Source organism: Sphingomonas sp. CCH9-E2, from assembly GCF_001557215.1.
Lineage (GTDB): Bacteria > Pseudomonadota > Alphaproteobacteria > Sphingomonadales > Sphingomonadaceae > Sphingomonas.
The window spans coordinates 1-19,714 of sequence record NZ_LSJM01000230.1; the positions used below are offsets into that span (position 1 = coordinate 1).

At 66.2% G+C, this 19,714-nt stretch carries 21 protein-coding genes and 1 pseudogene; 9 read left to right on the forward strand and 13 right to left on the reverse strand.

Annotated features, from left to right (window positions below; translation table 11 throughout):
* Positions 1 to 73 precede the first annotated feature (73 nt).
* Positions 74 to 409: a hypothetical protein gene (locus tag AX681_RS10605; RefSeq protein ID WP_066656488.1), complete on the reverse strand. Its 336-nt coding sequence runs from the start codon at positions 407 to 409 to the stop codon at positions 74 to 76.
* An 11-nt stretch (positions 410 to 420) separates the two neighbouring features.
* On the reverse strand, positions 421 to 1,464 hold the full coding sequence (gene queG / locus AX681_RS10610) for a tRNA epoxyqueuosine(34) reductase QueG (RefSeq protein WP_066656493.1): 1,044 nt from the start codon (positions 1,462 to 1,464) through the stop codon (positions 421 to 423).
* Between the two features lie 41 nt (positions 1,465 to 1,505).
* Between queG and AX681_RS10615 the strand changes: the two genes are divergently transcribed.
* From AX681_RS10615 to AX681_RS10625, 3 genes and pseudogenes are all read left to right on the forward strand, one after another.
* Positions 1,506 to 2,432, forward strand: coding sequence for an ABC transporter ATP-binding protein (locus tag AX681_RS10615; protein ID WP_066656494.1), 927 nt, complete (start codon positions 1,506 to 1,508; stop codon positions 2,430 to 2,432).
* Positions 2,429 to 3,676, forward strand: coding sequence for an ABC transporter permease (locus AX681_RS10620; RefSeq protein ID WP_066682227.1), 1,248 nt, complete (start codon positions 2,429 to 2,431; stop codon positions 3,674 to 3,676). The genes AX681_RS10615 and AX681_RS10620 overlap by 4 nt, the downstream gene beginning before the upstream one ends.
* A 126-nt stretch (positions 3,677 to 3,802) precedes the next feature.
* Positions 3,803 to 4,456: pseudogene (locus tag AX681_RS10625) on the forward strand (DNA mismatch repair endonuclease MutL); the annotation flags it as partial.
* Positions 4,457 to 4,712: 256 nt separating this feature from the next.
* Here AX681_RS10625 and rplI read toward each other — a convergent pair.
* From rplI to AX681_RS10650, 5 genes are all read right to left on the reverse strand, one after another.
* Positions 4,713 to 5,303 (reverse strand): 50S ribosomal protein L9, encoded by a 591-nt coding sequence (rplI, locus tag AX681_RS10630; protein WP_066662620.1) that lies wholly within the window; start codon positions 5,301 to 5,303, stop codon positions 4,713 to 4,715.
* Between the two features lie 12 nt (positions 5,304 to 5,315).
* Complete coding sequence (gene rpsR / locus AX681_RS10635) at positions 5,316 to 5,540, reverse strand: 30S ribosomal protein S18 (RefSeq protein WP_066575653.1); 225 nt, start codon at positions 5,538 to 5,540, stop codon at positions 5,316 to 5,318.
* A 5-nt stretch (positions 5,541 to 5,545) separates the two neighbouring features.
* Positions 5,546 to 5,914: a 30S ribosomal protein S6 gene (gene rpsF, locus AX681_RS10640; RefSeq protein ID WP_066662617.1), complete on the reverse strand. Its 369-nt coding sequence runs from the start codon at positions 5,912 to 5,914 to the stop codon at positions 5,546 to 5,548.
* 143 nt (positions 5,915 to 6,057) lie between these two features.
* A complete protein-coding gene (locus AX681_RS10645) occupies positions 6,058 to 6,975 on the reverse strand; it encodes a hypothetical protein (protein ID WP_156442850.1) in 918 nt (305 codons plus the stop codon).
* A gap of 175 nt (positions 6,976 to 7,150) precedes the next feature.
* Positions 7,151 to 7,519 carry an RcnB family protein gene (locus AX681_RS10650; protein WP_066662611.1) on the reverse strand — a complete coding sequence of 123 codons (369 nt, stop codon included), beginning with the start codon at positions 7,517 to 7,519 and terminating at the stop codon, positions 7,151 to 7,153.
* 187 nt (positions 7,520 to 7,706) lie between these two features.
* Here AX681_RS10650 and fabD point away from each other — a divergent pair, with 187 nt between their 5' ends.
* The 6 genes from fabD (at position 7,707) to mltG (ending at position 12,726) form a co-directional block, all read left to right on the forward strand.
* Complete coding sequence (fabD, locus tag AX681_RS10655) at positions 7,707 to 8,642, forward strand: ACP S-malonyltransferase (protein ID WP_066662608.1); 936 nt, start codon at positions 7,707 to 7,709, stop codon at positions 8,640 to 8,642.
* An 11-nt stretch (positions 8,643 to 8,653) separates the two neighbouring features.
* A complete protein-coding gene (gene fabG, locus AX681_RS10660) occupies positions 8,654 to 9,391 on the forward strand; it encodes a 3-oxoacyl-[acyl-carrier-protein] reductase (RefSeq protein WP_066662637.1) in 738 nt (245 codons plus the stop codon).
* A 31-nt stretch (positions 9,392 to 9,422) separates the two neighbouring features.
* Positions 9,423 to 9,992: a hypothetical protein gene (locus tag AX681_RS10665; RefSeq protein WP_156442849.1), complete on the forward strand. Its 570-nt coding sequence runs from the start codon at positions 9,423 to 9,425 to the stop codon at positions 9,990 to 9,992.
* Between the two features lie 103 nt (positions 9,993 to 10,095).
* Positions 10,096 to 10,332, forward strand: a complete 237-nt coding sequence (locus AX681_RS10670) for an acyl carrier protein (RefSeq protein ID WP_066662604.1) — start codon at positions 10,096 to 10,098, stop codon at positions 10,330 to 10,332.
* 113 nt (positions 10,333 to 10,445) lie between these two features.
* Positions 10,446 to 11,705: a beta-ketoacyl-ACP synthase II gene (fabF, locus tag AX681_RS10675; RefSeq protein WP_066662600.1), complete on the forward strand. Its 1,260-nt coding sequence runs from the start codon at positions 10,446 to 10,448 to the stop codon at positions 11,703 to 11,705.
* A gap of 52 nt (positions 11,706 to 11,757) precedes the next feature.
* Entirely contained in the window at positions 11,758 to 12,726 is a 969-nt protein-coding gene (mltG, locus tag AX681_RS10680; protein WP_066662629.1) for an endolytic transglycosylase MltG, read from the forward strand.
* Between the two features lie 3 nt (positions 12,727 to 12,729).
* Here the strand turns inward: mltG and AX681_RS10685 are convergent, their stop codons facing one another.
* From AX681_RS10685 to zwf, 6 genes are read right to left on the reverse strand one after another with little or no spacing between them, the layout of a single operon-like run.
* Positions 12,730 to 14,010 carry an MFS transporter gene (locus AX681_RS10685; protein ID WP_066662598.1) on the reverse strand — a complete coding sequence of 427 codons (1,281 nt, stop codon included), beginning with the start codon at positions 14,008 to 14,010 and terminating at the stop codon, positions 12,730 to 12,732.
* A gap of 52 nt (positions 14,011 to 14,062) precedes the next feature.
* Complete coding sequence (gene eda / locus AX681_RS10690) at positions 14,063 to 14,671, reverse strand: bifunctional 4-hydroxy-2-oxoglutarate aldolase/2-dehydro-3-deoxy-phosphogluconate aldolase (RefSeq protein WP_066662596.1); 609 nt, start codon at positions 14,669 to 14,671, stop codon at positions 14,063 to 14,065.
* The gene (gene glk, locus AX681_RS10695) at positions 14,668 to 15,639 is read right to left on the reverse strand and encodes a glucokinase (protein WP_066662594.1); all 972 of its coding nucleotides are present in this window, start codon (positions 15,637 to 15,639) and stop codon (positions 14,668 to 14,670) included. Before glk ends, eda begins: the two co-directional genes overlap by 4 nt.
* A gap of 23 nt (positions 15,640 to 15,662) precedes the next feature.
* Positions 15,663 to 17,486: a phosphogluconate dehydratase gene (gene edd, locus AX681_RS10700; RefSeq protein ID WP_066662586.1), complete on the reverse strand. Its 1,824-nt coding sequence runs from the start codon at positions 17,484 to 17,486 to the stop codon at positions 15,663 to 15,665.
* Positions 17,487 to 17,491: 5 nt separating this feature from the next.
* A complete protein-coding gene (gene pgl, locus AX681_RS10705) occupies positions 17,492 to 18,199 on the reverse strand; it encodes a 6-phosphogluconolactonase (protein WP_066662580.1) in 708 nt (235 codons plus the stop codon).
* A 41-nt stretch (positions 18,200 to 18,240) separates the two neighbouring features.
* Positions 18,241 to 19,698 carry a glucose-6-phosphate dehydrogenase gene (zwf, locus tag AX681_RS10710; RefSeq protein ID WP_066662577.1) on the reverse strand — a complete coding sequence of 486 codons (1,458 nt, stop codon included), beginning with the start codon at positions 19,696 to 19,698 and terminating at the stop codon, positions 18,241 to 18,243.
* Between the last annotated feature and the right edge of the window lie 16 nt (positions 19,699 to 19,714).

Consider the following 19,714-nt stretch of genomic DNA (forward strand, 5'->3'; position numbering starts at 1 on the left):
GAAGAAGAAGAAGAAGAAGACCCTCCCCAACCCCTCCCGCAAGCGGGAGGGGCTTTAGATTGTGGAGGTGTGCTTAAGCCCGAATGCCCAGCAGCACGCGGCGCATGTCTCCGCGCTCGCTGATCGTCAGCCACAGCAGGTAAGGCAGCAGGAACCCGGCGCCGCCGAAAAAGGCGACCAGCGCTAGTGCGAGACCGCCCGCAGAAAAGCCGCTCCGCCACGCAGTCCACAGCGCCGAAAGGACGAGGAAGCACAGGAAATCGAGGTTGAACTGCCCCGGCCAGCCCAGCTTTGCCATGTCGCCAAAGAAGATCGGCAACAGATCGAGGCCGTGCCGCGCGATCACGACGCCGGTATAGCCCGCCAGCACCAGCCACAGGGCAATCAGCAACAGTTGAAACGCGCGCATCGCAGCCTCCCCTATCCGCCGAGCTTCCTGAGCGCCCAGCCCGCCGCCTCGCTTACCACCGGATCGGGGTCGGTCACCAGTGCCGCGACCGCGGGGCGCAGCGCCGGATCGCCGCTATTGCCCGCCGCGATCAGGCAGTTTCGCACCATGCGGTCGCGCCCGATGCGCTTGATCGGGGATCCGGAAAAGACTTCGCGAAACCCGGCATCGTCGAGCGCGAGCAGGTCGGCGAGTTCTGGGGCAGTCAGCTCGGCGCGCGGGGCGAAGGCGATGTTGCGCGCGGCAACCTGTGCGAACTTGTTCCAGGGGCAGACCGCCAAGCAATCGTCGCAGCCATAGATGCGGTTTCCGATGCCTGCGCGGAACTCTTCCGGGATCGGCCCCTTGTGCTCGATCGTCAGGTAGGAAATGCAGCGCCGCGCATCGAGCGTGTAGGGCGCGGGGAAGGCGTCGGTCGGGCAGGCGCGCTGGCACGCATCGCACGATCCGCAGCGGTCGCGGCCCGGCGTATCGGATGCCAGATCGAGCGTGGTGTAGATCGCACCGAGGAACAGCCAGCTGCCATGGCTGCGGCTGACGAGATTGGTGTGCTTGCCCTGCCAGCCAAGGCCGGCGGCTTCGGCGAGCGGCTTTTCCATGACGGGCGCGGTATCGACGAACACCTTGAGATCGCAGCCTGCCTCCTGCGCCAGCCAGCGGCCGAGCGCCTTCAGCGCCTTCTTGACCACGTCATGATAGTCCGCGCCCTGGGCATAGACCGAGATGCGGCCGCGGTCCCCCTCCTCCGCCAGCGCGAGCGGATCGAGCGCGGGGGCGTAGCTCATGCCGAGCGCGATCACGCTGCGCACGTCCGGCCATAGCCCGGCAGGGCTTTCGCGGTGGTGCGCGCGCTCCTCCATCCAGATCATGTCGCCATGGCGGCCCTCCGCGAGCCACTCGCGCAGCCGCTTCCCGGCCAAAGGCGCCGCATCGGCAGACGCAAAGCCACAGGCCGCAAAACCGAGTTCAGCGGCCTTTTCGCGGATAAGGAGTTCGAGTGGCTTGCCTTGCTGCATCACCCCCCGCTACCACGGTAAGCCAAGCGAGGGGATTCCAGTTGCATCACGAATTGGCGGTCACCGCCCAAGGCCTCGTCAAACGCTTCGGCGACCGCCGCGTCGTCGACGGCGTGGATATCGCGGTGCCCAAGGGCATGATCTATGGCGTGCTGGGTCCCAATGGCGCGGGCAAGACCACGACACTGCGCATGCTGCTGGGCATCATCGAGCCGGATGAGGGCGATCGCACCATGCTGGGCAGCGACCGCCCGCGCGAGATGAGCGACCGCGTCGGATACCTTCCCGAGGAGCGCGGCCTGTATCCCAGCATGAAGGCGACGCACGCGATTGCGTTCATGGGCGCGCTGCGCGGGCTGGACTGGAAGACCGGACGCAAGCGCGCGGTGGAGCTGATGGAGGCGGCGGGGCTGGGCCATGCCACCGACCAGAAGATCCGCAAATTGTCCAAGGGCATGGCGCAGCTGGTCCAGCTGTTGGGATCGGTGGTGCACCAGCCCGACCTGCTGGTGCTCGACGAACCCTTTTCCGGCCTCGACCCGGTCAATCAGGAGCGGCTGGAGACGCTGATCCTGGCCGCGCGCGATCGCGGCGCGACGATCCTGTTTTCGACGCATGTGATGGCGCATGCCGAGCGGCTGTGCGACCGGCTGACGATCATCGCCGGCGGCAAGGTGCGGTTCGAGGGCAGCATGGCCGATGCGCGCGGCACTTTGCCGCACAAGGCGCATTATGTGCCGCACAATCCTGACGCGGGCATCGCTGCGTTGTTACCCGCCGACGCGGTTTCGGATAACGCGGGCGGCTGGCGCTTCACCCTGCCCGATGAGGGGATCGAGGCGTTGCTGGTGCGGCTGATCGACGCTGGATACGGCATTTCGGGGCTGTCGATCGAGCGCCCGTCGCTGCACGACGTGTTCGTGCGGATCGTCGGGGCCAAGGCACTGGAAGAGGCAGCAGCGGCATGAACGGCTTTTCCCGACTGGTGCGCCAGACGATGACGATCGCGCGCCGCGATTTCGTGGCGACGGTGTTCACCCCCACCTTTCTGCTGTTCCTGCTCGCGCCGCTGCTGATGCTGGGGTTCGGCACGATCGGCGGGCTGGGCGCGGCGACGATGGCGAAAAGCGGCGATGCGAAATCGCGCATCGTGTTCATCGTCGGCGGCGAACAGGCGCGGACCGTGGTTGCGATGGACAAGCAGCTGCGTCGGATGTTCCGCACCAGCGAGCAGCCCTCCGATCTGATCGTCGAAGCGCCGAGCGCCAATCCGCGCGCACAGGCCAAGGCGCTGATCGACCGCAAGGGTGTCGATACCTATGCGGTGCTCTACGGCCCGCTCGAGCGGCCCCAGATCCTGCACGTTGAGAACGCCCCGCGATCGGCCGAATATCTCGCCGAACTGGCGAGCCAGGTGCTGCGCGCCGAGCGTGCCGGGACCGACGCGCCGTTGAGTGAGGCGACGAAGACGGTGGTATCGCGCACCACCACCTCATCCAGCGGGCAGGGTCAGGCGGCGTTCGTCTCCGTGTTCGCGCTGTTCCTCGTTTCGTTGATGCTGGCCGGACAGGTAGTCGGCACGATGGCGGAGGAGCGGTCGAACAAGGTGATCGAAATCCTCGCCGCCGCCGTGCCGCTGGAAAGTGTGTTCTTTGGAAAGCTGCTCGGCATGTTCGGGGTGGCGTTGCTGTTCCTGCTGTTCTGGGGCACGGTGGTGGTCAATCTGGGCGCTAATGCCGCCAGCGTGATGCCGCCGCGCCTGGCCGCCGGGCTTTCAGAGATCGGCCCTGCGGTGGGCCTTGTCCCCTATGGGATGCTGTTCCTCGCCTATTTCGTCATGGCCTATATGCTGCTTGGCGCGATGTTTCTGGGGCTGGGCGCGCAGGCGGCAACGCAGCGTGAGTTGCAGATGCTGTCGCTGCCGATCACGATTTTCCAGGTCGCGATGTTCGGCTTTGCCGCCGCTGCTGCGGCGAATCCCGACAGTTGGGTCGCGACCGCAGCGGAGCTGTTCCCGTTCAGCTCGCCCTTTGCGATGGCGGCGCGCGCGGCCAATTCGCCCGAATTGTGGCGGCATTTCGCGGCGCTGGCATGGCAGGCGATGTGGGTGATCATCACCGTGACGATCGCCGCACGCCTGTTCCGGCGCGGGGTGCTGCAATCGGGGAGCCCGAAGATCCGGCGGAAGAAGGTGGTGGCGGCTACTTCTTAAGCCCCTCCCCTTTAGGGGAGGGGTTGGGGGTGGGGCGTCTCAGTCTCACCGGGGCCGACGCGCCAGGAGGATAGGCCCCACCCCAACCCCTCCCCTGAAGGGGAGGGGCTTAGATATGTTCGCGACCGCCCAACCTTCTTCACGCCGCCTCCCCAAGCCCGCGCCGAGCCGGCCGCCGAGCCGGTTCCGGCATCGATCAGCTACCCGCTCGGCGTTGCGCGGGGGCAGGTGGCGCGCACTTATATCGTCGCGGAGGCGGAGGACGGGCTGGTGCTGGTCGACCAGCACGCCGCGCACGAACGGCTGGTTCTCGAACGCATGCGCCGCGCGATGAGCAATGGCGGGGTGGCCAGCCAGGCCTTGCTGCTGCCCGAAGTGGTCGAGCTGGACGAACCGGCGTGCGACCGCCTCGAGGCGCGCGCTGCTGAGCTGGCGGAGTTCGGGCTGGAGCTGGAGCGGTTCGGACCGCGTGCCATGCTGGTCCGCGCGACCCCGGCATTGCTGGGCAAGGGCGATGTGATCGCGCTCATCACCGACATCGCCGATGAGCTGGCGGCGTTCGATTCTGCGCTGAGCCTCAAGGAGAAGCTCGACCATGTCGCCGCGACGATGGCGTGCCACGGATCGGTGCGCGCGGGCCGCGTGCTCTCGGTCGCAGAGATGAACGCGCTGCTCCGCGAGATGGAGGTCACGCCGCATTCGGGCCAGTGCAACCATGGCCGTCCGACCTGGGTGAAACTGGCGCACGGCGATATCGAGAAGCTGTTCGGGAGGAAGTGAAGCTGCGTCCGACTTCGTCCGATGCAACCTTCCCCTCGACTACGCATTGTTAACCCTGAACGACGCTTCAGGTAGAAAACAGATGGGTAAGTTGATGTCGGTGGCTTTGGCCGCCATTCCGCTGGTGGCGGTGCTGGGCGCGATGGCGGTCGCGCCGTAACCTCAAGAGTTTCGCTCCCAAGCGAAAAAAAAGAGGCCGCCCGGACTTCGTGTCCGGGCGGCCTTCTCTTTGTCTGGGCCGGAAGCGGCGAGGGGGTTAGCCCTCGGCCTGCTCCTCGGACGCCTCGACGGCGATCTCGCCGGGTTCGGCGTTGGGGTCATAGTCTTCGGTGAAGCCGGCTTCGTCCTTCTCGAACATCGCCTCCATCACGTTGACGCCCTGTGCCTGCATCTCGGCTTCTTCCGGCGAGCGGGCGACGTTGACCTTGACGGTCACGACAACCTCGGCGTGCAGGGCGACGCGGACTTCGTACAGGCCGATCGCCTTGATCGGCTTGTCGAGCACGACCTGCGCCTTGCTGACCTTGTGGCCATCGGCGTTGAGCGATTCGACGATGTCGCGCACCGCGACCGAGCCGTAGAGCTGGCCGGTGTTCGACGCCTGGCGGATCAGGGTGACCGAAACGCCCTCAAGGCCCTTCGATTCCTTCTCGGCTTCGGTGCGCTTGGCGGCGTTCTCGGCGACGATGCGCTCGCGGTTCGCCTCGAACACCTTGCGGTTGGCTTCGTTGGCGCGGAGCGCCTTCTTGTTCGGGAGCAGGTAGTTACGAGCGAACCCGTCCTTCACCTTCACCACGTCGCCGATATGGCCGAGCTTCTCGACGCGCTCGAGCAGAATGATTTCCATGAGCTGCGCTCCTTACTTCACGATGAAGGGCAGAAGGCCCAGGTGGCGCGCACGCTTGATGGCGATGGCCAGCTCGCGCTGCTTCTTCGCGCTCACCGACGTGATGCGCGAGGGGACGATCTTGCCGCGCTCGGAAACGAAGCCCTGCAGCAGCCGGACATCCTTATAGTCGATCCGGGGGGCATCCTTCGCGGAGAAGGGGCAGCTCTTGCGGCGGCGGAAAAAGGGACGTGCCATGTTTCTTACTCCTCACCACCGTCACGGTCGCGACGACCGCGGCGTTCGCGGTCACCCTTGCGCATCATCACCGAAGGACCCTGCTCCAGCTCGTCCACGCGGACCGTCATGTAGCGGATCACGTCTTCGTTGATCTGCGTCTGGCGCTCGAGCTCGGCGACGACACCGGCGGGGGCGTCGATTTCGAGCATCACGTAATGCGCCTTGCGGTTCTTCGCGATCTTGTAGGCGAGGCTGCGAAGACCCCAGGTCTCGGTCTTGACAACCTTGCCCTGATTATCCTCGACGATCTTGGTGGCGGTTTCCGCCAGTGCGTCCACCTGCGCCTGTGCCAGATCCTGGCGCGCAAGGAACACATGCTCGTACAGAGCCATGCGTCTGTTCTCACTTGTTGGCCGATCGCTGACGCCGCCCCATGCGGTCGCCCCTCCGGCTGTCGTTCCGTATTCACGCGGAGGGTCAGCCCGTCCGCGAAGCGTGCGCCCCTAGCGCAAGCAGTCGCTGCTGGCAAGTCCCGCTAGCGGCCCCGAGGGGGGGCGGGGTCGGTGATCGGAGCCGGGCTGCGCGAAAGCCAGCCGTCATCGTCGTCGGCGGGGTCGAGGGCCGGGAATGGCAGCGGATCGCCGATCGGCAGGCACTCCCCGCCGTCCCAGGCGAGGCAAGTGACCCGGTCGCCCAGCATTGTCGCACGCACCATGCCGGTTGCGGGCCCGATGGAGTAGGTGCTTTCCAGCGTCCACGGGCGATTTCGCCCGGGTCTGCCGCCCGCAATCGGCTCCCCGAGCCGATCGGGATCAAGACCGCGATGGTGTCGTGAATAGGAATCGAGCTCGACCGACAGGCGGAAGATGGCTTCGGCGGACCCACCGCGCGCGATCCGGTTGCGCAGCCAGTCGATGCGTCGCGCACGCTGTGCCGCCTCTTCAGCGAGCCGACTGATCCCGCCGGTGTCGCGCAGATACATGCCGACGGTGGAAAATTCGATCGACGCCTGTTTGGGGATGCCGGGGACCGAGGCGATCGTGCCGCGAAAACCGCGCGCATTGCAGGTACTTGCCTGCCACATCGTGCCATCTGCTTGGTAAAGTTCGCAGCCGGTGCTGGTCCGCCGACCGACCAACGTCCCTTCGGCAAGGCCGTTGGGACCGGTAAACCCGCCCACCGACAGGAAAAAGCCGGTAACGCGCTCGCCGGCAAAGCTCAGCACGACCTTGACCCCGCCGCCCACGATGCGCTCGCCGCAACGCCGCTCGCGGCCCGGGCAGGCGCGCTGCGCCTCACGGCCCTCGACCGGCAGCGAGGTCGCGCCAGTATAGTTACCGAAATATGCGATCTGCCCCTCGAACTGCGGATCGAGCGCAGACTCTGCCGACTGCGACCGGGCGGGCGAAGCTAGGACGAGCAGGGCGAGCATGCAAACCAGGGTCCGAACCATGCGCGCGCCTCATCCTGTCCCGCAGCGGGACGTATCATGAGCCCGCGTTAACGACGATTGCGTATGCTGCATGTGGCGGGTCTTGATTCCGGGCAGCAGAAGGCGGCGATGCCCATCGGCACCGCCGCCTTGTTGCTCCGGCCCGGGAGGACATAGGCCGGTAACCGTGACACGCTTAGCGGATCATGTTGCCGAAGATCGCGCCGATGATGCCGCTGGCGATGCTGACCATCACAATGTCGTTGCCCGACTGGACGTAGCGATAGCCGCGCGGCGGGGCCTTCAGACCGCGATAGTGACGATAATCTACCTGGCGATAGTTGCGCGCCTGGCGATAGTCGAACCGCTCGCCGCGCTTCCAGCTGGTGCGGTAGCGCTGCTGGGGTGCCTTCTTGACCGTCTTCTTGACCACGACCTTCCCGTTCGGCTTGTGCTTGATCACCGTGCGGGTCTGCTGCGCCGGGGCGGCGGCGGCGGGCGCTGCGGCGAGGATCGGGCTGACCGCAACCGATGCGGCGACGGCAACGAGAACCAATTTCTTCATCTTCAGTCTCCTGCGTTCAAGCCCGGTATCGGGCGACGAGTCCAATCTGGGGGCCGCGTGTCGCAGGGGTTTCGCGGGAGGTGCGCAAAATGGTCGCCTTGTGTCGCAACCCGTTCAGCTTCGTTCATCTTGCGGGATCGGGCCGACGCGCATAGGGCGCGGGGCCTGATTTCTAGGAGCCAGAACAATGCGAGCCTTCATCTTTCCGGGGCAGGGAAGCCAATCCGTCGGCATGGGGCTGGCGCTGAGCCAGGCCAGTGCGGCGGCGCGCGAGGTGTTTCAGGAAGTGGACGACGCGCTGGGCCAGAAGCTGTTCAAGCTGATGACCGAAGGCCCCGAAGGCGACCTGTTGCTGACCGAGAATGCCCAGCCGGCGATCATGGCGCATGCCATCGCAGTGCTTCGCGTGCTGGAAAAGGAAGGCGGGGTGCGGCTGGCCGACAAGGCGGACTTCGTGGCGGGCCATTCGCTGGGTGAATATACCGCGCTGTGTGCCGCGGGCGCGCTGGACCTGTCGACGACTGCCCGGCTGCTCAAGTTGCGTGGGCGGGCGATGCAGGCGGCGGTGCCGGTGGGCGAGGGGGCGATGGCGGCGCTGCTCGGTGCCGATCTGGTGAAGGCCCAGGCGATTGCCGATGCCGCCGCCGAGGGTGAGGTGTGCACCGTTGCCAACGACAATGATCCGTCGCAGGTCGTGATCTCGGGAGCCAAGGGCGCGATCGACCGGGCGGTGGCGATTGCCAAGGACCATGGCGCCAAGCGCGCCGTGCTGTTGCCAGTCTCCGCGCCGTTCCACTGCCCGATGATGCAGCCTGCCGCCGACGCGATGGCCAAGGCGCTGGCCGATGTCGCGATTCGCACGCCGCTGGTGCCGGTCTATGCCAATGTCACCGCCGCTGCGGTGAGCGATCCCGATACGATCCGCGGCCTGTTGGTCGATCAGGTGACGGGCATGGTGCGCTGGCGCGAGTCGGTGTCGGCGATGTTCGATGCGGGCGTGCATGAGTTCGTGGAGCTCGGCGGCAAGGTGCTGGGCGCGATGGTGAAGCGGATCGCGCCGGATGCGAGCGTGACCAGCGTGGTGACAATGGATGATATCGAAGCGCTTGAGAAAGCGCTCTGAGGAGAATGAACATGTTCGACCTTACAGGCATGACGGCGCTGGTGACTGGCGCTTCCGGTGGCATCGGTTCCGCGATCGCCAAGGCACTTGCCGCGCAAGGTGCGCGACTGGCGGTTTCGGGGTCCAATGCCGAGAAGCTGGAGGCATTCCGCGCTGAACTGGGCGGGGATCATGTCGCGCTGGCGTGCAATCTGAGCGACGCGGCGGCGGTGGACGCGCTCGTTCCGTCGGCGGTCGAGGCGCTCGGCAAGCTCGACATCTTGGTCAACAATGCCGGCGTGACGCGCGACAACCTCGCGATGCGGATGAAGGACGAGGAATGGGATCAGGTGATCCGCGTCAATCTTGAGGCGGCGTTCCGTCTGATGCGCGCCGCCGCCAAGCCGATGATGAAGGCGCGGTTCGGCCGGATGATCTCGATCACCTCGGTCGTGGGCGCGACCGGCAATCCGGGGCAGGCCAACTATGCCGCGTCGAAGGCGGGGCTGGTGGGCATGTCCAAGGCGCTGGCGCAGGAACTAGCGAGCCGCAACATCACCGTGAACTGCGTCGCGCCGGGCTTCATCCGCTCGGCGATGACCGATGTGCTGCCCGAAGCCCAGAAGACGGCGCTGCTGACCAAGATCCCTGCGGGCGATCTGGGCAGTGGCGAAGACATCGGCGCGGCAGTCGTCTATCTGGCGTCGAAGGAAGCGGGTTACGTCACCGGCCAGACGCTGCATGTGAATGGCGGGATGGCGATGCTGTGACCGGCGGGGTAACCGGGGAAGGGGAATAATCATGTCGCTAATGTTGATCACCGCGGCCTTGTTCGCGGGCGGCGTGCAGGAAGAAGAAGCGCGCCGACCGCGCGACGAGACGCCGATCGCGTGCCCGTATCGCACGCTGCCGCGCACGATCGACCGCGATGCGCTGGCGAACCTTGCACGGTCCGGCTTCGAGCCGAAGACCGACGCCGAAAAGCGCGCATTCCAGATGGTCGGCCAACGTATTGCGGCCTGCCAGGGCAGCAATGGCTGGGGCGAGCGCAGCCGTCAGGCGGCGTTTCGGTACCTGACCGGCCGGGTGCTGCTGTCCAATGCGCGCTACCAGTTGCGCAGCCATTCGGTAACGACGGCGCAGATCGAGGCGGCGCATGCGGCACTGTCGCCCCAGGCGCAGCAGGCCGTTGCGCGCGGATCGATTGCCGGTGCGGACATGACGGTCGCGTGGAATGCGCTGGTCGCGGGCGGGGCCAAGCTCGATGCGGTGCCCGCCGATCAGCGTGGTGCAGTGGCGGGGCTGATCCTGCAGGGACTGGCCGGCGTGACGATCATGGCTGAGGCCGAAGCCGCCTATCGCACACGCTGAACCTGCGCCAACACCGCCCGGCCCCCTTGCGCGGGCGCGGGCGGCGTTCTACGTGCGTTCAGGATTCGAGTTTCAACGGTCTAATCAAGAAGGAACAGGGTACATGAGCGAGACCGCCGATCGCGTGAAAAAGATCGTCGTCGAGCATCTCGGCGTCGAGGCTGACAAGGTCACCGAAGATGCGAGCTTCATCGACGATCTGGGTGCGGACAGCCTCGACATCGTCGAGCTGGTCATGGCGTTCGAAGAGGAATTCGGCGTCGAGATCCCCGACGATGCCGCCGAGAAGATCACGACCGTCAAGGACGCGATCACCTATATCGACGAGAATCAGGGCTAATTCGGGTTTCCCGGATGGCCGCCCGCTTGGGCAGGATTTGACGAACGGCTCCCGGTCCCGGAAAGGGGTGGGGAGCCGTTTTGTTTTGTAGCGATCAACACCGGAGAGTCACTATGCGCCGCGTCGTCGTCACCGGCCTCGGCCTTGTCACCCCGCTGGGCGGGGATGTCGAAACCAGCTGGAAAAACATCCTTGCCGCCAAGTCCGGCGCGGGGACGATCACGCGGTTCGATGCGACCGACTTCCAGAGCAACTATGCCTGCGAAGTGAAACCCGCCGACCATGAATATGGCTTCGACCCTGGCAAGCGCGTCGATCACAAGATCCAGCGTCAGGTCGATCCGTTCATCATCTATGGCATCGACGCCGCCGGACAGGCGATCGAGGATGCCGGCCTGCTCGACATGAGCGAGGAAGAGCGGTTCCGCGCCGGCTGTTCGATCGGGTCGGGCATCGGTGGCCTCCCGGGCATCGAAAGCGAATCGCTGGTGCTGGCCGAAAAGGGTCCGAAGCGCGTTTCACCGCACTTCGTGCATGGTCGCCTGATCAACCTGATCTCGGGCCAGGTGTCGATCAAATATGGGCTGATGGGGCCGAACCATGCGGTCGTCACCGCCTGTTCGACCGGCGCGCATTCGATCGGTGATGCCGCACGGATGATCGCGATGGACGATGCCGATGTCATGCTGGCGGGCGGTGCGGAAAGCACGATCTGTCCGATCGGCATCGCCGGCTTCGGTCAGGCGCGCGCGCTGTCGACGGGCTTTCGCGATGAACCGTGGCGGGCGAGCCGCCCGTGGGATCAGGGCCGCGACGGCTTCGTCATGGGCGAGGGCGCGGGCGTTGTGGTGCTCGAGGAATATGAGCGGGCCAAGGCGCGCGGCGCGAAAATCTATGCCGAAGTGGTCGGTTATGGCCTGTCGGGCGACGCCTATCACGTGACCGCGCCGCACCCCGAGGGGTCAGGCGCGTTCCGGTCGATGCAGATGGCGATGAAGAAGTCGGGCCTGGCGCTGTCGGACATCGATTACATCAACGCGCACGGCACCTCGACCCCGCTGGGCGACGAGCTTGAGCTGGGTGGCGTGCGCCGTCTGTTCGGCGATGCGATCGGCGACCTGTCGATGAGCTCGACCAAGTCGGCGATCGGCCATCTGCTGGGCGGCGCGGGCGCGGTGGAGAGCATCTTCTGCATCCTGGCGATGCGTGATGGCATCGTGCCGCCGACGCTGAACCTCGACAATCCGAGCGAGAATTGCGTGGGCGTCGACCTGGTCCCGCACAAGGCCAAGGAGCGCAAGGTGCGCGCGGTGCTGAACAACTCGTTCGGCTTTGGCGGCACCAACGCGTCGCTGGTGATGAAGGCGGTCTGATCTGTTCCCTCCCGCGTGCGGGAGGGGAGATTCTTCGGGACGGAGATTGGCGTTGCGCAAGTTCGGCTGTTTCGGCGTTCTCCTGATCCTTGCGCTGGTCGGCGCGGCATTCTGGGCAGCGCAGCTATGGGGTGGACCCGGACCGGGCGCTCAAAACACGACGCTGATGGTGGCGCAGGGATCGACCCTCACCACTGCCGCGCGCGAGCTGGAGAAGCAGGGCGCGATCCGCGATGCGGACCTGTTCCTGTGGATGGCGCGGGTGTTTGGCGACGACACGCCGATCCAGGCGGGCGAATATCGCGTGCCGGCGAAGATCAGCCAGGCGGACATCCTCAAGATGCTGCAGGGCGGGCGTACGCTCCAGCGCTTCGTGATGATCCCGGAGGGGATGCCGTCGATCCTGGTCCACGAGCGGCTGATGGCGGCCGAGCAGCTGCAGGGCGAGGTCGCGGTGCCGTTGGAGGGCAGCATCCTGCCCGACAGCTATGCCTATAATCGCGGCGATACGCGGCAGCAGGTGCTCGATCGCATGCAGAGCGCGATGGACAAATACCTTGCCGAGGCATGGGAGCGTCGCAAGCCGAATATCGCGGTCAGCACGCCGCAGGAGGCGCTGATCCTCGCCTCGATCGTCGAGAAGGAAACGGGGAAGCCCGAGGAGCGGCGGATGGTCGCGGGGGTCTATTCCAACCGGCTCAAGCGTGGGATGCCGCTGCAGGCCGATCCGACGGTGATCTATCCGGTGACCAAGGGCAAGCCGCTGGGCCGCCGCATCCTGCGCTCCGAGCTGCAGGCGAAGAACGGGTATAACACCTATGCGATGGCCGGCCTGCCCGAGGGGCCGATCGCCAATCCGGGCCGCGCGAGCATCGACGCGGTGCTCGACCCGGAAACGACCAATGCGCTGTATTTTGTCGCCGACGGCACCGGCGGGCACATCTTCGCCGATACGCTCGAGCAGCACAACGCGAATGTGCAGAAATGGTATGCGCTGCGGCGGGCGCGGGGGGAGATGTAGGGATCAGGCCGCCGGACGTCCGACCCCAAGTCGTGGCAGGACGAGCAGGAAGGCGAGCCCTCCCACTGCCAGGACCCCCGCCAGCATCGCCATGGGCGCGAGCGTGCTGCCGGTATAGTCGCGCACCATCGGGACCGCGTTCTGCGCGGCGAAGCCGCCGAGATTGCCGACCGAGTTGATCACCGCGAGCCCAGCGGCGGCGTGGGCGCCGCGCAGCAGGCCTTGAGGTACGCTCCAGAAGACCGGTTGGGCGGAGAAGATCGCGGCGGCGGCGATGCACAGGCAGGCGAACTTGATCGCTGCGCCGGGCAGCATGACGCTGGCGAGGAAGAAGGTGGCGGCGACGAGCATCGGGCCGGCGACGTGCCAGCGGCTGGTGCCGTGCTTCGCCGCATGGCGGGGGACGGCCCAGAGCGCGATCGCGACGAGGATCCACGGGACCACGTTGATGATGCCGTTCTGGATGTTCGACGCGCCGAAGCTCTTGACGATGGTCGGCAGCCAGTAGCTGAGGCCATAGGCACCGAGCGGCATCGCGAAATAGAGCAAAGAGAGCAGCAGCACGCGTGGATCGGTGAGCGCGCGCCATGCCGAACCGGGGTCGCCGGCCGGGGTTTCAGCGGTGAGGGACCCGGTGAGCCATTTCTTCTCGCCAGCACTCAGCCATTTCGCTTCGCCCGGCGTGCTGGGCAGCTTCCACAGCACCACGGGGGCAAGCAGCACCGGGGGCAGGCCGGTGGCGACGAACACCCATTGCCAACCGGCGAGCCCGGCCAGCCCGTCGAGCTCAAGCAGCGCGCCGCCGATCAGCGACCCCACCGCATTGGCAAACGCGCTGGCGATCATGAACAGGCCGACCATCCGCGCGCGGTGCGCCTGCGGATACCAGAGGGTGAGGAGGTAGAGGACGCCGGGGAAGAAACCGGCCTCCGCCATGCCGAGCAGGAAGCGCAGGACGTAGAACATCGTCGGGCTCTGCGTGTAGCCGAGCGCGATGGTGATGAGGCCCCAGGTGAGCATGATCCGCGTGAACCACACCCGCGCGCCGACGCGGGCGAGGATCATGTTCGCGGGCGCCTCGAACAGGAAATAGCCGAGGAAGAACAGGCTGGCGCCCAAGCCATAGGCGGCTTCGGACATGCCGAGCGCATCGACCATTTCGAGCTTGGCGTAGGAAACGTTCTGGCGGTCGATGTAAGCGAGGAGGTACATGGTGCAAAGCAACGGCATCAGCCGCCGGCTGATCTTGGCAAGCGTCGCCTGCGGCGAAACCGCATCGTCCATGCTATCCCCCTCCTATATGCTGGCCGACGTTTGCCGCCGTGCCAGCTGAAATCTATCGCCGCAGGCCGTTCGCTTCCCGCGCCAGTGCTTCGACTTCGGCCATGCTCGCGCCCTTCGGCGTCACCCAGCTGCCGCCGACGCAAAGGACGGGGTCGAAGCCGAGCCAGTCGGGTGCGGTCGCCGCCGAAATGCCGCCGGTGGGGCAGAATTTTGCTTCGTAGAAGGGGGCGGCGAGCGCCTTGAGCGCCTTCAGGCCGCCGCTGGTTTCCGCCGGGAAGAATTTGAAGTGGCGCAGGCCGAGGTCGTAGCCGCGCATGATGTCGCCGGCATTGGCGACGCCGGGCAGGAACGGCACGCCGCTTTCGACGATCACCTGGCCGAGCCGTTCGGTCAGGCCTGGCGAGACGATGAATTCGGCGCCCGCATCCATCACCTGCGCGAACTGGTCGGGATTGACGACGGTGCCGGCGCCGACGATCGCGCCTTCGACCTTCTTCATCTCCCGGATCGCGTCGAGCGCGGCGGGGGTGCGCATCGTGACTTCGAGCACCTTGAGACCACCGGCGACCAGCGCTTCGGCGAGGGGCTTGGCGGTCGCCGCGTCGTCGATGACGAGGACGGGGATGACCGCGCTGGTCCGCATGATGGTTTCGATGCTCATTGCGTATGCTCCTGCGCATAGGCCGCCGCCGCGCCATAGAGGCCGGGCTGGGGGTGGGTGATCAGCTTGACGGGGATCGAGGACATCAATCCCTGGAAGCGCCCCTTTGCGACGAAACGCTGGGCAAATCCAGAGCCGAGCAGGTGATCCTTCAGCCGGAAGCCGAGCCCGCCCGCGATCACGACGCCGGTCGGGCCGTGCGCGAGCGCGAGATCGCCCGCGACGGCACCAAGGCTGAGGCAGAATCGGTCGAGCGCGGCGACGGCGAGGCTGTCCTTGCCCTCCAGCGCCAGCGTCCAGATTTCCTTGTCGGACAGGCTGTGCACCGCCTTGCCCTCGATCTGCGCCAGCGTTTCGTAGATCGGGACGATGCCGGGGCCGGACACGATCCGCTCGGCCGACACGCGGGTATAGGTCGAGCGGAGGCGGCGGACATAGGCGTCCTCGATGCTGTCAAGCGGGGCGAAGTCCATATGCCCGCCCTCGGTCGCGATGACGTGATAGCCGCCATTGGGGGGACGGAAGACCTGCGCGACGCCAAGGCCGGTGCCGGGGCCGCAGACGGTGATCGACCCCTTTTCCGGCAACGCTGTCATCGGGCCGCACAGATGGACGAAGTCGCTGTCGGGAAGCTGGGCGACGGCATGGCCGATCGCGCCGAAATCGTTGATCAGGCTATAGCTGTCGACATCGAGCCGCTCGTTAATCAGCGGCGGGCGGATGATCCAGGGATTGTTGGTCAGCTTGATCAGTTCGTCATTGATCGGCGAGGCGATGGCGATTGCCGCCGCGCGCGGCATCGGGCGAGCGAATTCGCGCGCCGACGCCTGCCAGGCGAGCTGGAAGCTGGCATGATCGGCGGTCTTTTGCGTGACCGGATCGCCCAGCGAAACGACGCGGCCATTCTCGACCTCGGCAATGGCGAAGCGGGCATGGGTCCCGCCGATATCGACCGCTACGACTTCCAAACGTCTTCTCCCTGTTTTTCTTTTTACAGGCCAGCTGCGGCGAGCATCGCCGATCCGCCGGCTTCGGCCTCGCTGGCACCGAGGCGCATCAGCGCGAAAAGCTCGCGGCCCGTGCCGAGGTCGGGCGGCGGTGCGGCGGCAAGGTCGCGCGCGTCCCAGTCGGCCGGTTCTACCAGCGCCTGCAGGACGCCTTCCTCCGCGCACAAACGGACGATGTCGCCGTCACGCAGCTTGCCGATCGGGCCGCCGCCCAGTGCCTCTGGCGACAGATGGATCGCGGCGGGGACCTTGCCGCTCGCGCCCGACATGCGCCCGTCGGTGACCAGCGCGACGCGGAAACCGCGATTCTGCAGGACGCCGAGCGGCGGGGTGAGCTTGTGCAATTCGGGCATGCCGTTGGCGCGCGGCCCCTGAAAGCGCACGACGACGACCACGTCGCGGTCGAGTTCGCCCGCCTTGAACGCGTCCTGCACGGCCTGCTGCGTTTCGAAAACGCGGCACGGCGCCTCGATCGTCCAGCGTTCGCGCTCGACGGCGCTGACCTTGATGCAGGCGCGGCCGAGATTGCCGGCGAGGATGCGGAAGCCACCCTCGGGCGAGAAGGGGGCGTCGATCGTGCGCACGATGCTGTCATCGCCGCTGCCGTCGCCGTGATCGGCCCAGGCGAGTGCGTCATTCTCCAGCACTGGCTTCTTGCCATAGGCATCGAGGCCGTCGCCGAAGGTGGTCAGCGTGTCGCCATGGAGGATGCCGCCCTTGAGCAGCTCACGGATCACGAAGGTCGGGCCGCCGGCATCCTCGAACCCGTTCACGTCCGCCGAGCCGTTGGGATAGACTCGGGCAAGGAGAGGGACGCTGCGCGAGAGGCGGTCGAAATCCTCCCAGTCGATCAGGATCCCCGCCGCGCGCGCAATGGCGGGCAGGTGGATCAGATGGTTGGTCGAGCCACCCGTGGCGAGCAGCACGATCGCGGCGTTGACGATCGCGCGTTCGTCCACGACCTCACCGATTGGGCGGTAATCGCCGCCGTCCCAGCCGATCTGGGGCAGGCGCTGGACCGCCGCCTTGGTCAGTTCCTGACGCAGCTTCGTGCCCGGATTGATGAACGACGCGCCGGGCACGTGCAGGCCCATCGCCTCCATCATCATCTGGTTGGAATTGGCGGTGCCATAGAAGGTGCAGGTGCCCTTGCCGTGATAGGCGGCGATTTCGGATTCGAGCAGTTCCTCGCGGCTCGCCTTGCCCTCGGCATAGAGTTCGCGGACGCGCGCCTTTTCCTTGTTGGCGATGCCGGTGCGCATCGGGCCGGCAGGGATCAGGATCATCGGGAGATGGCCGAAGCGCAGCGCGCCCATAAGCAGGCCCGGGACGATCTTGTCGCAGATGCCGAGCAGGGCGGCACCCTCGAACGTGTTGTGGCTGAGCGCGACCGCCGTCGACAGTGCGATGGTGTCGCGGCTGAACAGCGACAGCTCCATGCCCGAATAGCCCTGCGTCACGCCGTCGCACATGGCGGGTACGCCACCCGCAACCTGGGCCGTGGCACCGGCCTCCAGCGCCCAGATCTTCATCTGTTCGGGGTAGCGGTAATAGGGCGCGTGCGCCGAGAGCATGTCGTTATAGGCCGTGACGATCCCGATATTCATCCGGTTCGCAGGCTTCATTGCGTCACGCTGCTCGTCCGTGCCGGCATAGGCATGGGCGAGGTTGGCACAGCCGAGGTTACGGCGGCTGACACCGCCTTCGCGCTGCTGGGACATCAGCGCACGATAGGCGTCGCGGCGTTCTTTCGAGCGGGTGATGACGCGATCGGTGACAGCGGCAATTTCGGGGTGGAGCGTCGGCATGATGCTTACTCCAGCCAGTGGACGTCGACGGGCAGTTCGGTCTCCGCGAGGACGCGGCCGATCGGGTAGCTGCTCGACGCGCCCTGCTTGATTGCGGCTTCCAGCACCTTGCGCTTCTCGGCGCCGGTGATTGCGATCATCAGCGACTTGGCGTTGGCGATGGCGGCGGACGATAGCGTAACGCGGGCGACCGGAGCTTCGGGCGGCAGCGGGTCGGGCATGACGCCGAGTGCGCGGCGCTCCTTCGGGCCGTTCAGCGCTTCGTCGAAATCGGGGCCTGGGAAGATCGAGGCGGTATGGCCATCCGCGCCCATGCCGAGCAGGACGAGGTCGAGCGGGAAGTGATGATCGGCGAGGCGCGCATCGGCGGCGCGGCCCGCGGCCTTGTAATCGTCGGCCTTTTCGCTCACCAGCGGAACGACGCGGGCACCCTTGGGAATGAACACCTTGCCGAGGCCGGTGACGTTGGACAGCGGGTCGCCGAGCGGGACGATGCGGTCGTCGGTCGGGACGATCGTCACGCGCTTCCAGTCGAGCTTTGCCGCGGCGAGCTTTTCATAGACCGGAGCGGGGGTCTTGCCGCCCGCCAGCGCGATTACCGCGCCGCCGCGCGCATCGATCGCGCTTTCGATGATGAAGGCGATATCGCCGGCGAGGGCATCGACCCACTCGCCCGCTTCCTCATATTCCCACCATTCGATTTCTTCGGCCATTTCAACTACTCCAGTGGGAAAACTTCAATCCGGTGTGAGGTTTATTCGTTCCAGGTCACGCCGTCGCGTTCGGTGAGCGCGATGGCGGCGGACGGCCCCCAGGTGCCTGACGCATAAGGCTTCGGCTTGACGTCCGCCATGTCCCAGCCGGCGCGGATCGCGTCGATCCACGTCCATTGCGCCTCAACCTCGTCACGGCGCACGAACAAGGTGGGATCGCCTTCGATCAGGTCAAGCAACAGCCGCTCATAGGCGATGCGGCGGCGGGTGCCGGCGAATTCGGTATCGAGGCTTAGGTTCAGCGGCACTTCGCGCAGGCGGACGCCGTCGCGGTCGAGGCCGGGTTCCTTGGCCATCACCAGCAGGCGGACATATTCCTCCGGCTGGATGCGGATGATCAGCGTGTTCGACTGAAGCACGCCGCCACGCTCGGCGAAGATCGAGTGGGGCACCGGCTTGAACTGGACGACGATCTCGCTGCGCCGCTCGGTCATCCGCTTGCCGGTGCGCAGGTAGAAGGGCACGCCCTGCCAGCGCCAATTGTCGACATGCGCCTTGATCGCGACGAAGGTCTCGGTTCTCGAGGGCTTTTCCAGCTCTTCGGCATAGCCTGCGACGATCTTACCGGTCGACGCGCCGCCCGTATATTGGCCGGTGACGGTCAGATCGGCGGCGTCGCGCCCGGCGATCGGGCGGAGCGAGCGCAGCACCTTGACCTTCTCGTCGCGGATCGCGGTGCCGTTGAAGCGGGCGGGGGGCTCCATCGCGATCAGCGCGAGCAGCTGCAGGATGTGGTTCTGGACCATGTCGCGCAGCGCGCCGACATCGTCATAATAGCCTGCACGCCCTTCCAGCCCCACCGTCTCGCTGACCGTGATCTGGACATGGTCGATGCCTGCCGCGTTCCACACCGGTTCGAACAGCGAGTTGCCGAAGCGCAGCGCGAGGATGTTCTGGACGGTTTCCTTGCCCAGATAATGGTCTATGCGGAACGTCCGCTCCTCCGGGAAGACCGATGCGACCGCGTCGTTGATCTCGCGGCTGGAGGGCAGGTCCGTGCCGAGCGGCTTTTCGAGGCCGATGCGGACATTGTCACCGGCGAGTCCCGCGGCAGCCAGGCCCTTGATCGTCGGTTCGAAGAATTTCGGCGCGGTCGACAGGAAGATGGCAAGGCCGCCGGAAATGTCGCCCAGCTTCTGTGCCAGCGCGTCGTACCCCTCGACCGTCGAGACATCGAGCGGCTGATATTGCACGCGATCGAGGAAGCGCGCGATCGCGTCGGCATCCTTGCGGTCTTCGGGCAGATATGTCTCCAGCGCCTTGGCGCAGAAGTCGCGATATTGGCTGTCTGACAGCGTTGACCGCGCGGTGCCCGTAATTGTGAGGCCGGCGGGGAGAAGATTGTCCGCGTGGAGGCCGAACAGCGACGGAATCAGCATGCGCTGGGCGAGGTCGCCCGTCGCTCCGAACAGCAGCAGCTTGCTGAAAGCCTGTCGCATCGATCCTCCCAATGTC

Bases quoted from the DNA above. Each gene is read 5' to 3' on its own strand.
- AX681_RS10605 (WP_066656488.1), bottom strand. From the start codon at position 409: ATGCGCGCGTTTCAACTGTTGCTGATTGCCCTGTGGCTGGTGCTGGCG.
- queG (WP_066656493.1), bottom strand. From the start codon at position 1,464: ATGCAGCAAGGCAAGCCACTCGAACTCCTTATCCGCGAAAAGGCCGCT.
- AX681_RS10620 (WP_066682227.1), top strand. From the start codon at position 2,429: ATGAACGGCTTTTCCCGACTGGTGCGCCAGACGATGACGATCGCGCGC.
- rplI (WP_066662620.1), bottom strand. From the start codon at position 5,303: ATGGAAATCATTCTGCTCGAGCGCGTCGAGAAGCTCGGCCATATCGGC.
- rpsR (WP_066575653.1), bottom strand. From the start codon at position 5,540: ATGGCACGTCCCTTTTTCCGCCGCCGCAAGAGCTGCCCCTTCTCCGCG.
- rpsF (WP_066662617.1), bottom strand. From the start codon at position 5,914: ATGGCTCTGTACGAGCATGTGTTCCTTGCGCGCCAGGATCTGGCACAG.
- AX681_RS10645 (WP_156442850.1), bottom strand. From the start codon at position 6,975: ATGGTTCGGACCCTGGTTTGCATGCTCGCCCTGCTCGTCCTAGCTTCG.
- AX681_RS10650 (WP_066662611.1), bottom strand. From the start codon at position 7,519: ATGAAGAAATTGGTTCTCGTTGCCGTCGCCGCATCGGTTGCGGTCAGC.
- fabD (WP_066662608.1), top strand. From the start codon at position 7,707: ATGCGAGCCTTCATCTTTCCGGGGCAGGGAAGCCAATCCGTCGGCATG.
- fabG (WP_066662637.1), top strand. From the start codon at position 8,654: ATGTTCGACCTTACAGGCATGACGGCGCTGGTGACTGGCGCTTCCGGT.
- AX681_RS10665 (WP_156442849.1), top strand. From the start codon at position 9,423: ATGTCGCTAATGTTGATCACCGCGGCCTTGTTCGCGGGCGGCGTGCAG.
- AX681_RS10670 (WP_066662604.1), top strand. From the start codon at position 10,096: ATGAGCGAGACCGCCGATCGCGTGAAAAAGATCGTCGTCGAGCATCTC.
- fabF (WP_066662600.1), top strand. From the start codon at position 10,446: ATGCGCCGCGTCGTCGTCACCGGCCTCGGCCTTGTCACCCCGCTGGGC.
- AX681_RS10685 (WP_066662598.1), bottom strand. From the start codon at position 14,010: ATGGACGATGCGGTTTCGCCGCAGGCGACGCTTGCCAAGATCAGCCGG.
- eda (WP_066662596.1), bottom strand. From the start codon at position 14,671: ATGAGCATCGAAACCATCATGCGGACCAGCGCGGTCATCCCCGTCCTC.
- edd (WP_066662586.1), bottom strand. From the start codon at position 17,486: ATGCCGACGCTCCACCCCGAAATTGCCGCTGTCACCGATCGCGTCATC.
- pgl (WP_066662580.1), bottom strand. From the start codon at position 18,199: ATGGCCGAAGAAATCGAATGGTGGGAATATGAGGAAGCGGGCGAGTGG.
- zwf (WP_066662577.1), bottom strand. From the start codon at position 19,698: ATGCGACAGGCTTTCAGCAAGCTGCTGCTGTTCGGAGCGACGGGCGAC.